The 13,558-nt window shown below is 73.0% G+C and carries 11 protein-coding genes, 1 tRNA gene and 1 pseudogene; 8 read left to right on the top strand and 5 right to left on the bottom strand.

The features are described from left to right. Nucleotides 1–66 precede the first annotated feature (66 nt). Nucleotides 67–151 (bottom strand) — tRNA-Leu (locus ACFV3R_RS27075). A gap of 519 nt (nucleotides 152–670) precedes the next feature. On the opposite strand from ACFV3R_RS27075, the gene ACFV3R_RS27070 reads away from it, so the two are divergent. The 6 genes from ACFV3R_RS27070 (at nucleotide 671) to ACFV3R_RS27045 (ending at nucleotide 8,594) form a co-directional block, all read left to right on the top strand. Further along, nucleotides 671–2,353 carry a thiamine pyrophosphate-binding protein gene (locus ACFV3R_RS27070; RefSeq protein ID WP_385588496.1) on the top strand — a complete coding sequence of 561 codons (1,683 nt, stop codon included), beginning with the start codon at nucleotides 671–673 and terminating at the stop codon, nucleotides 2,351–2,353. A 12-nt stretch (nucleotides 2,354–2,365) separates the two neighbouring features. Further along, nucleotides 2,366–3,595, top strand: coding sequence for a formyl-CoA transferase (gene frc / locus ACFV3R_RS27065; RefSeq protein WP_385588492.1), 1,230 nt, complete (start codon nucleotides 2,366–2,368; stop codon nucleotides 3,593–3,595). A 2-nt stretch (nucleotides 3,596–3,597) separates the two neighbouring features. Next, nucleotides 3,598–5,790 (top strand): acetate--CoA ligase family protein, encoded by a 2,193-nt coding sequence (locus ACFV3R_RS27060; protein WP_385588489.1) that lies wholly within the window; start codon nucleotides 3,598–3,600, stop codon nucleotides 5,788–5,790. Nucleotides 5,791–5,885: 95 nt separating this feature from the next. Next, on the top strand, nucleotides 5,886–7,280 hold the full coding sequence (locus tag ACFV3R_RS27055; RefSeq protein WP_385588486.1) for an OFA family MFS transporter: 1,395 nt from the start codon (nucleotides 5,886–5,888) through the stop codon (nucleotides 7,278–7,280). 127 nt (nucleotides 7,281–7,407) lie between these two features. Beyond that, the gene (locus ACFV3R_RS27050; protein ID WP_385588484.1) at nucleotides 7,408–7,938 is read left to right on the top strand and encodes a GNAT family N-acetyltransferase; all 531 of its coding nucleotides are present in this window, start codon (nucleotides 7,408–7,410) and stop codon (nucleotides 7,936–7,938) included. 485 nt (nucleotides 7,939–8,423) lie between these two features. Beyond that, nucleotides 8,424–8,594 (top strand): hypothetical protein, encoded by a 171-nt coding sequence (locus ACFV3R_RS27045; RefSeq protein ID WP_385588585.1) that lies wholly within the window; start codon nucleotides 8,424–8,426, stop codon nucleotides 8,592–8,594. Nucleotides 8,595–8,826: 232 nt separating this feature from the next. Here ACFV3R_RS27045 and ACFV3R_RS27040 read toward each other — a convergent pair. Further along, a pseudogene (locus ACFV3R_RS27040) lies at nucleotides 8,827–9,588 on the bottom strand (MFS transporter); the annotation flags it as partial. On the opposite strand from ACFV3R_RS27040, the gene ACFV3R_RS27035 reads away from it, so the two are divergent. After that, entirely contained in the window at nucleotides 9,583–10,176 is a 594-nt protein-coding gene (locus tag ACFV3R_RS27035) for a hypothetical protein (protein ID WP_385588481.1), read from the top strand. The pseudogene ACFV3R_RS27040 and the gene ACFV3R_RS27035 overlap by 6 nt on opposite strands. Nucleotides 10,177–10,418: 242 nt before the next feature. Continuing rightward, complete coding sequence (locus ACFV3R_RS27030) at nucleotides 10,419–11,714, top strand: MFS transporter (RefSeq protein WP_385588478.1); 1,296 nt, start codon at nucleotides 10,419–10,421, stop codon at nucleotides 11,712–11,714. A 71-nt stretch (nucleotides 11,715–11,785) separates the two neighbouring features. On the opposite strand, the gene ACFV3R_RS27025 is transcribed toward ACFV3R_RS27030, so the two are convergent. The 3 genes from ACFV3R_RS27025 to ACFV3R_RS27015 all read right to left on the bottom strand — a co-directional run bounded on the left by ACFV3R_RS27025 (nucleotide 11,786) and on the right by ACFV3R_RS27015 (nucleotide 13,374). Beyond that, entirely contained in the window at nucleotides 11,786–12,151 is a 366-nt protein-coding gene (locus ACFV3R_RS27025; protein ID WP_385588475.1) for a chorismate mutase, read from the bottom strand. A gap of 86 nt (nucleotides 12,152–12,237) precedes the next feature. After that, nucleotides 12,238–12,423, bottom strand: a complete 186-nt coding sequence (locus ACFV3R_RS27020) for a hypothetical protein (RefSeq protein ID WP_385588472.1) — start codon at nucleotides 12,421–12,423, stop codon at nucleotides 12,238–12,240. 267 nt (nucleotides 12,424–12,690) lie between these two features. Further along, nucleotides 12,691–13,374: a GntR family transcriptional regulator gene (locus ACFV3R_RS27015; RefSeq protein WP_385588469.1), complete on the bottom strand. Its 684-nt coding sequence runs from the start codon at nucleotides 13,372–13,374 to the stop codon at nucleotides 12,691–12,693. Nucleotides 13,375–13,558 lie beyond the last annotated feature (184 nt).

Below are 13,558 nucleotides of genomic sequence, written 5' to 3'. Positions count from 1 at the left end.
TGAGTCACATGACTCGACCGGTAATTCGTGAACGCTTCGGGACGATCTCGTGAACGTCCCCTGATGTGTCCGAGGGGGGACTTGAACCCCCACGCCCGATAAAGGGCACTAGCACCTCAAGCTAGCGCGTCTGCCATTCCGCCACCCGGACAAGGTGTCGTGTTCGCGGGGTGTTCCCCGCGGCGACATGGATAACTCTACCAAGCTTTCGGAGTGCCTTTCACCCACGTAAGCGCTGGTGGGACGCGCAAGGGCGAAAAGATCACGCTCGGTCGTCAGGCGAACACCACAGGTCGGCCAGAGCCCGCGAGAGGCGCCCTCACGCCCCGGCCCAGGTCCCCCACACGGCCCCCACGCCCCGCCGCACCGGCACCCCGCCGAGCCCTGGGGGCCCGGCCACCGGATCCGACTCGGCCGTCCAGCGCACCCGGCCACCTGACGGGTTGGGCCACCGACGGGCTCAGCCACCGGGCGGGCCCGACCGTGCACGCCCCCTGGACAACGCCCGGGCCCGGTGGGATAACAAAGTCCATACAGTATTCGTCGACTGTATGCAATTTATCGACTGAGCTCCACCCTCCCCACCCCATTCCCCGACCCGTGCTGTTCCGCCAGGTCAGCGACGACCTGCAGCCGTCTTTCGCAGCCAACCGAAGGGACGCGATACCCCATGCCCGAGGACAACCAGGACCTCATCTCCGGTGGGCACTTGGTGGCCAAGGCACTCAAGGCTGAGGGTGTGGACCGCATCTACACCCTCTGCGGCGGCCACATCATCGACATCTACGACGGCTGCGTCGACGAGGGCATCGACGTGGTGGACGTGCGGCACGAGCAGGTCGCCGCGCACGCTGCCGACGGCTACGCGCGGATCACCGGGAAGCCGGGGTGCGCCGTGGTGACCGCGGGCCCGGGCACCACCGACGCGGTGACCGGTGTCGCCAACGCCTACCGCGCCGAGTCGCCGATGCTGCTGATCGGCGGCCAGGGCGCCCACACGCAGCACAAGATGGGTTCGCTGCAGGACCTCCCGCACGTCGACATGATGGCGCCGATCACCAAGTTCTCGGCCACCGTGCCGGACACCGCCCGCGCCGCCGACATGGTCTCCATGGCCTTCCGGGAGTGCTACCACGGCGCCCCCGGGCCGTCCTTCCTGGAGATACCGCGGGACGTCCTCGACGCGAAGGTGGCGCGCGAGCGGGCACGCGTCCCGGCGGCCGGTCACTACCGGGCCTCCACCCGCAACGCCGGCGACCCGGCGGCCGTCGAGGAACTCGCCGACCTGCTGGTGCACGCCCGCAAGCCGGCCGTGCTCCTCGGCAGTCAGGTGTGGACCTGCCGGGCCGCGGACGCCGCCACCGAGTTCGTCCGCAGCCTGAACGTCCCCGCCTACATGAACGGGGCGGGCCGCGGCACGCTGCCGCCCGGCGACCCCCACCACTTCCAGCTCTCCCGGCGCCACGCCTTCTCCGCCGCCGACCTCATCGTGATCGTCGGCACCCCCTTCGACTTCCGCATGGGTTACGGCAGGCGCCTGTCCCCCGAGGCCACCGTCGTCCAGATCGACCTCGACTACCGCACCGTCGGCAAGAACCGCGACGTGGACCTCGGCATCGTCGGGGACGCCGGCCTGGTGCTGGCCGCCGCGGCGCAGGCCGCCTCCGGACGCCTGAACGGGGCGGCCGTGCACCGCAAGGAGTGGCTGGAGGAGCTGCGGGCCGTGGAGGAGGCGGCACTGCGCAAGCGCCTGCCGCTGCTGCACTCCGACGCCTCCCCCATCCACCCCTACCGCCTGGTCAGCGAGATCAACGAGTTCCTGACCGAGACGTCGGTCTACATCGGCGACGGCGGCGACATCGTCACCTTCTCCGGCCAGGTGGTGCAGCCCAGGACCCCCGGACACTGGATGGACCCCGGACCGCTGGGGACGCTGGGCGTCGGGGTGCCCTTCGTGATGGCGGCCAAGCAAGCGCGTCCCGAGGCGGACGTGGTGGCGCTCTTCGGTGACGGGGCGTTCTCCCTGACCGGCTGGGACTTCGAGACGCTGGTCCGCTTCGACCTGCCCTTCGTCGGCATCGTCGGCAACAACTCCTCGATGAACCAGATCCGCTACGGCCAGCGGGCCAAGTACGGCGACGCCCGCGAACGCGTCGGCAACACCCTCGGCGACGTCCCCTACGACCAGTTCGCGCGGATGCTCGGCGGACACGGCGAGGAGGTCCGCGACCCCGCGGACATCGGTCCCGCGCTGCGCCGCGCCCGGGAGTCGGGCAAGCCGTCCCTGGTCAACGTCTGGGTGGACCCGGACGCCTACGCCCCCGGAACCATGAACCAGACCATGTACAAGTGAGGGAGCCGCGAGATGAGCAAGGCTCTTGAGGGCGTACGTGTCCTCGACATGACCCACGTGCAGTCCGGACCCTCGGCCACCCAGCTGCTGGCCTGGCTCGGCGCCGACGTCGTCAAGCTGGAGGCGCTGACCGGCGACATCACCCGGCAGCAGCTGCGCGACCTGCCCGACGTCGACTCGCTCTACTTCACGATGCTCAACTGCAACAAGCGGAGCATCACCCTCAACGTCAAGTCCGACCGCGGCAAGGAGATCCTCACCGAACTCATCGCCCGCAGCGACGTGCTCGTGGAGAACTTCGGCCCGGGCGCGGTGGACCGCATGGGGTTCACCTGGGAACGGATCCGGGAGATCAACCCCCGGCTGGTCTACGCCTCGATCAAGGGCTTCGGCGACGGCCCCTACACGCGGTTCAAGGCCTACGAGGTCGTGGCGCAGGCCATGGGCGGATCGATGTCGACGACCGGTTTCGAGGACGGCCCGCCGCTGGCGACCGGCGCCCAGATCGGCGACTCGGGCACCGGGGTGCACTGCGTGGCCGGCATCCTGGCCGCGCTCTACCAGCGCACCGTCACCGGCCGCGGCCAGCGCGTCAACGTGGCGATGCAGCACGCCGTGCTCAACCTGTGCCGGGTCAAGCTCCGCGACCAGCAGCGCCTGGCGCACGGGCCGCTGGCGGAGTACCCGAACGAGGACTTCGGCGCCGAGGTGCCGCGCAGCGGCAACGCCAGCGGCGGCGGCCAGCCGGGCTGGGCCGTGCGGTGTGCGCCGGGCGGTCCCAACGACTACGTGTACGTGATCGTCCAGCCGGTGGGCTGGGGGCCGATCACCCGTCTCATCGGCCGGCCGGAGCTGGCCGAGGACCCGGAGTGGGCGACCCCGCAGGCCCGGCTGCCCAAGCTCGGCAAGATGTTCCAGCTCATCGAGGAGTGGAGCAGCACCCTGCCCAAGTGGGAGGTGCTGGAGGCACTCACCGCCCACAACGTGCCCTGCGGACCGATCCTGTCGACGCAGGAGATCATCGAGGACGCCTCGCTGGCGGCCAACGACATGATCGTGAAGGTGCCCCATCCCGAACGCGGCACCTTCACCACCGTGGGCTCACCGCTGAAACTCTCCGACTCCCCCGTGCAGGTGGAGCGCTCCCCCCTGCTGGGCGAGCACAACGAGGACGTCTACGGGCGCGAACTGGGTTTGCCGGACGCGGAACTGCGGGTCCTGAAAGCGAACGGGGTGATCTGAGCATGACGGATACCACGACCTGGGACCGGGCAGCCGGCCAGGAACCGCGGCGGGCGCTCGTCGGCGACCTCCTGCGGCAGGCCCGCGAGGCGGGCCGCACCTCGCTCACGGCTCCGGAAGGCCGGCGTGTCGCGGAGGCGTACGGCATCCCGACACCGGCCGAGGGCCTGGCCGAGTGCTCGGACGAGGCGGTGGCGCTGGCCGCCCGCATCGGCTACCCGGTCGCCCTGAAGATCGTCTCGCCGGACGTGCTGCACAAGACGGAGGCCGGCGGGGTGCGGGTGGGCCTGCGCTCGGCGGCGGAGGTCCGCGGGGCGTTCACCTCGATCGTCCAGAACGTCCGGGCCTACGCGCCTCACGCCCGCATCCTCGGCATCCAGGTGCAGCAGATGGTGCCGGCGGGCCAGGAGGTCATCGTCGGCGCCGTCACCGACCCGACCTTCGGCAAGGTGGTGGCCTTCGGGCTCGGCGGGGTGCTGGTGGAGGTCCTGCGGGACGTCACCTTCCGGCTGGCACCGGTCTCCGCGCAGGAGGCCGCGTCGATGCTGGACGGCATCCGGGCGGCCGAGGTGCTCAAGGGGGTGCGCGGGGCGCCGGCGGTGGACCGGGCGGCGCTGGTCGACCTGGTCGTCGCCGTCTCGCAACTGGCCGCCGACTTCCCCGAGATCGCCGAGGTCGACCTCAACCCGGTCTTCGCCGCCGCCGACGGGGCGATGGCGGCCGACGTCCGCGTCCTGCTGAGCACCACGGACGCCGTCCCCCGCCGGCGCTACAGCCGGGAGGAGATCCTCACCGCCATGCGGCGGCTGATGCGCCCGAGGTCGGTGGCGGTCATCGGGGCGTCCGACGCGAGGGGCAAGATCGGCAACTCGGTGATGCGCAACCTCGTCGACGGTGGCTTCCCCGGCGAGATCCACCCCGTCAACCCGAAGGCCGACGACATCCTCGGCCGCAAGGCCTACCGCAGCGTCACCGACGTGCCCGGCGACGTGGACGTGGCCGTCTTCGCCGTCCCGGCGCGCTTCGTGCCGGGCGCGCTGGAGGAGGTGGGGCGGCGCGGCATCCCCAACGCCGTCCTCATCCCCTCGGGGTTCGCCGAGACCGGTGAGGAGGCCCTGCAGGAGCAGGTCGTGGAGATCGCCGAGCGGTACGGGGTGCGGGTGCTGGGCCCCAACATCTACGGCTACTACTCGACGTGGCAGGACCTGTGCGCCACCTTCTGCACCCCCTACGACGTCAAGGGGCCGGTGGCGCTCACCTCGCAGTCCGGCGGCATCGGCATGGCCATCCTCGGCTTCGCCCGCTCGACCAGGACCGGCGTCTCGGCCATCGTCGGCCTCGGCAACAAGTCCGACGTCGACGAGGACGACCTGCTCACCTGGTTCGGCGAGGACCCGAACACGGCCTGCGTGGCGATGCACCTGGAGGACCTCAAGGACGGCCGGGCGTTCGTCGAGGCGGCGCGGGCGACCGTGCCGCGGAAGCCGATCGTGGTGCTCAAGGCCGGCCGGACCGGTGCGGGGGCGCGGGCCGCCGGGTCGCACACCGGCGCACTCGCCGGGGACGACGCGGTCTACGACGACATCCTGCGGCAGGCCGGCGTCATCCGGGCGCCGGGGCTGCGGGAGATGCTGGAGTACGCCCGGGCGCTGCCGGTGCTGCCGGCGCCGCGCGGCGACAACGTCGTCATCATCACCGGTGCCGGCGGCTCCGGGGTACTGCTCTCGGACGCGGTGGTCGACAACGGGCTGCAGCTCATGACGATCCCCGACGACCTCGACGCGGCGTTCCGGGCGCACATCCCGCCGTTCGGCGCGGCCGGTAACCCGGTGGACATCACCGGGGGCGAGCCGCCCGCGACCTATGAGGCGACGATCCGGCTGGGCCTGGCGGACCCGCGGGTGCACGCGCTGGTGCTGGGCTACTGGCACACCATCGTCACGCCGCCGATGGTCTTCGCCGAACTCACGGCCCGGGTGGTGGCGGAGTTCCGGGAACGCGGCGTGGAGAAGCCCGTCGTGGCCTCGCTCGCCGGGGACACCGAGGTCGAGGACGCCTGCCGCCACCTCTTCGAGCACGGCGTGGTGGCCTACCCGTACACCACCGAACTCCCGGTGGCGGTACTCGGGGCGAAGTACCGGTGGGCGCGCGCGGCGGGCCTGCTGCCGGGGCGGGACGGGGGCGTGCGGCGATGACGTGAGCTGAGGCCGGGCGGGTCCCGCGCGCGCGAGAGAACCGGACAGGGGGCGCTGACCAGGTTTCTTCGACGCACCAACGCAGGGGGTTCGGCATGAGTGGGAGCAGTGCGCGGACGGTGGGGGTACCCGTCTTCCGCGAGGTCACGGACAGCAAGGGCCGCGTCTACCGGATCGGTGAGAGCGACCGGCAGGTACTCGGGCACTCGCGTCGGCTGATGGTGTGGCTGCCGTGGGTGGCGATGATGGCCATCAGCGTCTTCGAGTACGCCTACGGCAGCGCCGAGGACACCCTGTCCAAGGCGCACGGGTGGAGTGAGAGCGACACGTTCTGGATCCTGAGCGTGTGGGTGTTCTTCCAGGCGGGGGTGGGCTTCCCCGCCGGGTGGCTGCGGGAGAAGGGACTGCTCAGTCCGCGGCGGGCGATGTACCTGGGTTCGGGCCTGTGCCTGCTGGGCTTCCTGGCCATCTCCCACCTGGGGAACGTGTTCGCCGCCATCGTCGGGTTCGGCGTGCTGGGCGGGCTCGGCGGCGGGCTGGTCTACGCGACGTGCATCAACACGGTCGGCAAGTGGTACCCCGAACGCCGCGGCGGCAAGACGGGGTTCGTCAACGGCGGCTTCGCCTACGGGTCGGTGCCGTTCATCTTCCTCTTCAACTACGCCTTCGACACCAGCGACTACCAGGTCGTGCTGGACGCCATCGGCCTGTACGTGCTGCTGGTCGTGGCGGTCTGCGCCTGGTTCTTCCGGGACCCGCCGATGAACTGGTGGCCGGCCGAGGTCGATCCGCTGACCCGGGACGGCGGGACGAAGGACGCCGTCAGCCTCGCCAAGAACCCACCGGCCACTCGGCAGTTCACGCCCAAGGAGGCGCTGCGCACCGGCATGCTGCCGCTGATGTGGCTGCTGGTGGTGATGACGGCCGGGGTGTCCATCTTCGGCATCTCCTTCCAGGTCCCGTTCGCCAGGGAGGTCGGGTTCGGCCCGCTGGTGGCGGCCTCCTCGATGGGCGTGATGTCGGTGATCAACGGCATCGGGCGGGGTGTGGTGGGCTGGCTCTCGGACCGGTGGGGGCGCAAGGCGACGCTGGTGTTCGTCATCGTCGTCCTGGGGCTCTCCCAGTTCGGTGTGCTGTGGGCCGGGGACGTGCGCAACGAGGGCCTGTTCCTCGTCTTCGCGTTCGTCTCCGGTTTCGGTGGCGGCGCGTTCTACCCGATGTTCGCGGCGATGACCCCGGACTACTTCGGCGAGAACTACAACGCCAGCAACTACGGCATCGCCTACAGCGGCAAGCTGGTCAGCGGCCTGTTCGGCGGTGGCCTGGGGTCGCTCGCGGTGCACGCCTGGGGATACGACGGCGCCTACCTGCTGGCGGGCGGCATCTCCCTGGTGGCGGCGGTACTGGCCCTGCTGCTCCACCAGCCCGGCAGGCCGCGTACCCGCCGGGAGCCCGGCCGGGCCCGCCCGGTGAGCCGTCAGACGGCCTGAGGCAGGGCCGTCCGGCGGCGGGACGCAGGGCGGGGGCGACCGGTGCCGTGTGCCGGTACCGGTCGCCCCGCAGCGGCCGGCGGGAGCCGGAGGATCATGCGGGTGGCGGCCCTGGGACACTCCTGCCATGAGTGTCGGGACGGTGGGGGACGGGGAGCGGACGGATGCGGCGGTGGCCGTGCCGGCCGGGGGTGCGGGCTGGAGTACGCGACTCGCGACGAGGGCGGACGTCGAGGTGATCGCGGAACTGCGGGCCGCGGTCATGCGTGCGGACCTGGTGCGTCTCGGGCGCTACGACGAGCACCGGGTGCGGCAGCGGTTCCGGGACGCCTTCTGCGAGCAGTACACCTCGGTGGTCGTCGTTGACGGGCAACTCGCGGGCTGTGTGACGGTCCGGCCCGTCCAGGACAGGCAGTGGCTGGAGCACTTCTACCTCGCGCCGCACCACCAGGGCCGGGGGCTCGGTTCGGCCGTCCTGCGCAGGGTGCTGGCCCAGGCCGACGCGCAGGGCACTGCCGTGGGGCTGAACGTCCTGCAGGGCAGCGCTGCCCGTCGCCTCTACGAACGCCACGGCTTCGTCGTGGAGGCCGAGGACCCCGTCGACGTGTTCATGGTGCGACCACCGGGAGGGCTGCCGCGCCCGGCGGCGGGGGCCTGACCCGGGGACGACGGACGCGGCGGCCACCCCCTGCCCGGCCGCGGCGAGGCCGGCGAAGACGTAACTGCCGGTGGCGTCCTGGAGCAGTACCAGGGTCGCCAGGGCGGACACGGCGTAGGGCAGACGGGCCGCGTAGCCGAGGGGGAAGAAGCCCACTCCGGCGACGCGAACCAGGGACGCGTAGGACAACAGGGCCTCTGGTGGGCACGTCTGCAGGACGCGTCACCCAGCCACCCACGCGTTGTCACACCCGTTTCCGCTTCCCGGAGTGCAGTGGTCCGGCGGGCCGCGGTGGCCGGGTGCACGCAGGCGGACGGTCACGTGGGAGCCGCTCGCTCGTTGTCCCGTTCGGGCCGGCCGGCGACGGCTCGGGCCCGCAGGTGACGCGAGGAGAAGGAGAAGGCGTTGAGCGACTGTCCCCCGTGGGGCCCGCGACCGCAGGACGCCGGCCGGGGCGCCCCCGGCCGGCCGGTGGGTGGTGCCCGGTGAACGCCCTCCTGGTGGCCGTGCCCGCCGGGGACCTGCGGCGCTACGGCGAGTTGCAGGCCGAGGAGGCGCGGCGGCAGGCAGCCGGGGAGGACGTGCGCATCGTGTACGTCGCGGCCACGGACGAGCTGCGGATCGTTGCGCGGCGGGAGACGCCGGGCCCTCGGTGAGGGCGGCGGCGCCGGGCCCCGGCTTCTCGCCGCCGGGGCCGGTGGCCCTCCGGAGACCGCCCGTCCCGGCTGGGGCGGTGCCCGCTGCCCGGGGGCCAGGTCCGGGTCCGTGCCCAGCGCGCCGCCACGGCGGAGCTGAGGCACAGCGCGGCGGCGACCAGCAGCGACAGGTGCAGCCCGGAAAGGAACCCGCCGGCCACGAGTGCGCCGAACAGCGCGATGCTCCGCCCACCTGGCGGGCGGTGTTGAGCGCAGCCGAGGCCACTCCCGCGTACTCCGGCTCGACGGAGTGCAGCACCGCGGCGGACATGGCGGGGACCACCGTGCCGGCTCCGACACCGACCGCGACCGTCGCCACCCACAGGACCCCCTCGCCCACGTCCGGGCCGGCCGATGCCAGCCCCAGCAGGCCCAGGGCGAAGAGGGCCTGTCCGGCCGTCATGGGAACGCGCGGGCCCCAGCGGGCGGTGAGGCGCCCGCCGACGAGGTTGGACGTCATGGCGACGAGGCTCATGGGGAGGAAGACCAGGCCGGTCCGGAGCGCCGAGTGGTGCCGTGCGTTCTGCAGGAACAGGCTCAGCAGGAACACGGTGCCGTAGTAGGCGAAGTCCTGGACGAACCCGGCGAGAGAGGCAGCGGAGAACTCCGGGCGCGCGAACACGGCCATCGGCAGCAGGGGTGCGGCGGCACGCCGCTCCCACCGGACGAAGGCCACGGCGGACACCGCCGCGACCGCGAACGCCCCCACCACCTCGGGCGAGCCCCACCCGAGCGTGGCCCCCTCGATCAGGGCGAACACCAACCCGCCCAGGGCCAGGGCCATCAGCAGCTGACCGGGCAGGTCCCATCGGCGCGGCCGGCCGGTGTGCGTGACCCGGGCACGGAGGAGGGCGGGCAGGGCGACCGCCCCGATCAGGAGGTTCACCAGGAACAGCGACCGCCGTCCGAGCCAGACCAGCAGCAGTTGCGCCTGTCGGACGAGGAGCGCTTGCACCTGTTCGCCCTGGCCCACCAGGCGCTCCCGGAGCGGGGGGCGGAACCGCCGGCCGGTGCGGTGCGCCGGATGCTCGACATGCTCGCCCCGCCGACCGCCGCGTACGTGATCGACCGGAACAGCGACGTCCTCGCGTGGAACAGCACCGCGGCGGCTCTCTTCCCGCACCTGGTGCCGGGGTCGTGCCGTCCCAACAACCTGCTGTTCGTGTTCACCGATCCGGGCGCCGCGGAGTTGTTCGTGGACTGGCCGGACATCGCCGCCGACTCCGTGGCGCACCTGCGTGCCGCCGCCGGGCACCGCCCGCACGACGTGCGGCTGGACGCGCTCCTGCGGCGACTGCGGGCGCACAGTGCGCGGTTCGGCGAGTTGTGGGAGGCGCGGGACCTGCGGCAGAAGGTGGAGGGACGCAAGGAGCTGCGCCACCCCCTGGTGGGCCGGATGAGTCTCGACTACGCCGTGCTGGCCGCGCCCACCGCCCCGGGCCAACGCCTCGTCGCCTGCTCGGCGGACCCCGGCTCGCCCTCGTACGAGGCCCTGCTCACCCTGGGCCGGGCCCCCGTGGCGCCCGGGGTGTCCGCCCTCTGAGCCCCCTCGCGGGGGCTGGAGTCGAGGGCGCCTCACCTCTGGTCGGCCTACCGGAGGCACTGTCCGGCCGCCGGTGGTGGGAAACCGGTTTCCCACCACCCGTGTACAGGCGCCGACCTCCGCCGTACGTTGGTCTCCATGTCAGTGATCGGACTCGCCACTCCCCCTCCGGCGCACGGGCCGCGCCCCACCGCCCCGACGCGCGCGACGCAGCGTCCCGCTCCCCGGCCGGGAACGCTCCGATGACCGCGGCGCACCCGTCGGCGGGCGCCCCCGCCGCGGCGGTGGCCAGGGCGCGGCTGGCGACCTACGCGGTCTTCGCCGGCTCGGGGCTGGCGTGTGCGAGCTGGGCGGCCCGCATCCCCCAGGTCCGCGACCACCTGCACCTGGACGCACGGGCGTTGGGCCTGGTGCTGCTCGCCACCGCGGTCGGCTCCGTGGTGGCGCTGCCGATCTCCGGGCACGTCGTGGGGCGGCTGGGCTCGCGCCGCGTCGTCGCGGGCGCCTCGTGGCTGCTGAGCCTGTCGTTCGCGCTGGTCGCCGTCGGCTACCTGTTCGGGATCGTGCCCGTGGTCCTGGGGTTGTTCCTCTTCGGCTTCGCCAACGGCACCTGGGACGTGGCGATGAACGTGCAGGGTGCCCTGGTGGAGCGGCTGCTCGGCAGGTCGGTGATGTCGCGCTTCCACGCGGGTTTCAGTGTGGGCACGGTGGCGGGGGCGCTGGCCGGTGCGGGCCTGGTGGCCCTGCACGTGCCGGTGTCCGTGCACCTGGTGGCGGTGGCGCTGGTCGTGGCGGTGGGCGTACCCGCGGCCACCCGGGGGATGCTCCCCGACGACGAGGACCACCACGGCGAGGCGGGCGAGGCGGGCGAGGCGGAGCAGCCCTCGCGGCGGGGGGCACTCGCCGCCTGGGGGGAGGCGCGCACCCTGCTGACGGGCCTGTTCGTGCTCGCCTTCGCCTTTGCGGAGGGCACCGGCAACGACTGGATCGCCGTCGCCGTCATCGACGGGTACCACGCCCCGGCGGCGCTGGGGACGCTGGCCTTCGCCCTCTTCCTGGCCGCGATGACGGTGGGCCGCTGGTTCGGCACCTCGCTGCTCGACCGGTTCGGGCGGACCGTGGTCTGCCGGTGGCTGGCGGTGATCGCGACGGTGGGCGTGGTGGTGTTCGCCTTCGGCCCCGGGACGCCCGTCGCCTACCTAGGGGCCCTGCTGTGGGGGCTGGGCACCTCGCTGGGCTTCCCGGTGGGGATGAGTGCGGCGGCCGACGATCCGCGGCGGGCGGCGGCGCGGGTGAGCGTGGTGGCCTCGGTCGGCTACTGCGCCTTCCTGGGCGGGCCGCCGCTGATCGGCTTCCTCGGTGACTCGCTGGGGGTGCGGCACGCGGTGACGACGGTGGCGGCGCTGCTGGCCGTCGCGGCGCTCATCGCGTCGGTGGTGCGGCAGCCGCGGCCGGCCGACGGGGGGCAGCGGGCGGGTGCGGCCGGTGTGCCGTCGGCGCTACCCGCCACCGGCGACTCCCGCAGCGAGGCCCGCTGAGCGGCCGTGCCGCCCGCCCCGGGTCCACGGCGGGGGCGGGCGGCACGGCCGCTTGCGGGTGCGTCCTCGGGTCAGCTCTCGCCGGTGCCGGAGCGGTCGGCGATGGCGCGGTGGTGGCGCACCACCTCTTCGATGATGAAGTTGAGGAACTTCTCCGCGAACGCGGGGTCGAGCCGGGCGTCCTCCGCCAGCCGGCGGAGCCGGGCGATCTGGGTCGCCTCCCGGCCGGGGTCGGCCGGCGGCAGGTTGTGCGTGGCCTTGAGCTCGCCGACCTGCTGGGTGCACTTGAAGCGCTCGGCGAGGAGGTGCACCAGCGCCGCGTCGAGGTTGTCGATGCTGCCGCGGAGGCGGAGCAGACGCTCCCGTGCCTCCTGGTCGGCGACGGAGGCCGCGTCCGCGGTCTCCGCGTCCGTCGGCCGCGTGGTCTCCTCGCTCATGTGCCTCGTGTCCGTTCGTGGTGGTCGACGCCGTCGACGGTGGTCCGCACCGCCGACGGCACCCTACCCGCCCGTGCCGGCCGGTCTCACACGCGGAGGTGGGGCAGGTACCGGGCGGACCGCTGCGCCGTGACGGGTGATCCCGCCGGGTCGGCCGCCGGTTCGCCTGCGTCGTCCCGTTCGACGACGCAGTGGTGGGAGCGGCGGTCCGGCAGCCGGTCCGCGCGGCCGGGGAAGGTGCGGTCGTCGATGTCACCGTCACCGGCGTCCACCGTGTGGTGTCCGTCCGGTGAGGTGTCGTGCTCGCCGTCCTTGACGTGGCGGAGCGGGTACCGGTCGGGGCCGCCACCACGTGGTCGTGCGGCTCGAACGGGGCCGGGGCGCCGGGAGAAGCGGTGCCGGGCGACGTGGGCGGAGTAGACGTCCGTCTCCAGGTGGACCAGGTCCGGGTCGGGGCAGGGCCGACCTCCGCGGCCCGCTCACGCAGGGTGTGAGCTGGATGCCCAGGCGGGCCGGCGGCCCCTCGGCCCGCCGGCCCGTCAGCCCGTCTCGCGTTCCCGCTCGTGGTAGGTGCGCCGGGTGTGTTCGGTGTGTGCCCGCATGATCGTGGTGGCCCGCTGCTCGTCACGGGCGTCGATGGCCGCGATCAGCTCCCGGTGCTCCTCCCAGGAACGCCTGCCGCGCTGGCGGGCGACGGGGGTGTAGTACCACCGCACCCGCCGGTCGACCTGCGCCGCCAGCTCGGCGAGGACCGCGTTCCCGGCGAGCTCCATGACCTTCGCGTGGAAGGCGGCGTTGGTGGCGACGGCGGCGTCGACGTCGTCCCTGCCGACGGCCGCCTCGCCCTGGGTGCACAGCTCCTCCAGCGCCTCGATACCGGCGCTGGAGGCGCCCGCGGCCGCCAGCCGGGCGGCCTCGGCCTCCAGCAGGGTGCGGACGGTCAGCAGTTGGTCGGCCTCGGACTCGGTCGGCTCGTGGACGAAGGCGCCCTGGGCGGGCCGCAGGTCCACCCAGCCCTCGGTGTTGAGGCGTTGCAGGGCCTCCCGGACGGGCTGGCGGGAGACCCCGAGGTGCCCGGCGAGCTCGCTCTCCACCAGGTGCTGCCCCGGGCGCAGGGCGCGGGTGGTGATGAGTTCGAGGAGCGCGTCGTAGACCCGCTCCCGGAGCGGGCCCGGTCGTTCGAGCTTTGGAACCGTGCCCTGCGGCAGTCCGGTGGACAGCATCGAGATCCCCCTAGCGAGACTGGTCCGGGCCCTGCGGGGCACGGGAACGGGCCGTGCTGAATCCTGTCGACCGTCTACAGTTTACCGACCGCGTCGCTGCACGTCACACCGTGCGGCGAGGGAACCGCCGACCGGAAGGACCGGTCGGCACCGGGTGCGATCCCGCCTCCGCGGCGGCCGGAAA

The organism is Streptomyces sp. NPDC059740, assembly GCF_042733155.1.
In the GTDB taxonomy this organism is placed as follows: domain Bacteria; phylum Actinomycetota; class Actinomycetes; order Streptomycetales; family Streptomycetaceae; genus Streptomyces.
This window is presented reverse-complemented; position numbering and strand designations above follow the sequence as displayed.

What these genes read in the sequence shown, in the direction of transcription:
- ACFV3R_RS27070 (WP_385588496.1), top strand. Translation starts at nt 671, where the DNA reads ATGCCCGAGGACAACCAGGACCTCATCTCCGGTGGGCACTTGGTGGCC.
- frc (WP_385588492.1), top strand. Translation starts at nt 2,366, where the DNA reads ATGAGCAAGGCTCTTGAGGGCGTACGTGTCCTCGACATGACCCACGTG.
- ACFV3R_RS27060 (WP_385588489.1), top strand. Translation starts at nt 3,598, where the DNA reads ATGACGGATACCACGACCTGGGACCGGGCAGCCGGCCAGGAACCGCGG.
- ACFV3R_RS27055 (WP_385588486.1), top strand. Translation starts at nt 5,886, where the DNA reads ATGAGTGGGAGCAGTGCGCGGACGGTGGGGGTACCCGTCTTCCGCGAG.
- ACFV3R_RS27050 (WP_385588484.1), top strand. Translation starts at nt 7,408, where the DNA reads ATGAGTGTCGGGACGGTGGGGGACGGGGAGCGGACGGATGCGGCGGTG.
- ACFV3R_RS27030 (WP_385588478.1), top strand. Translation starts at nt 10,419, where the DNA reads ATGACCGCGGCGCACCCGTCGGCGGGCGCCCCCGCCGCGGCGGTGGCC.
- ACFV3R_RS27025 (WP_385588475.1), bottom strand. Translation starts at nt 12,151, where the DNA reads ATGAGCGAGGAGACCACGCGGCCGACGGACGCGGAGACCGCGGACGCG.
- ACFV3R_RS27015 (WP_385588469.1), bottom strand. Translation starts at nt 13,374, where the DNA reads ATGCTGTCCACCGGACTGCCGCAGGGCACGGTTCCAAAGCTCGAACGA.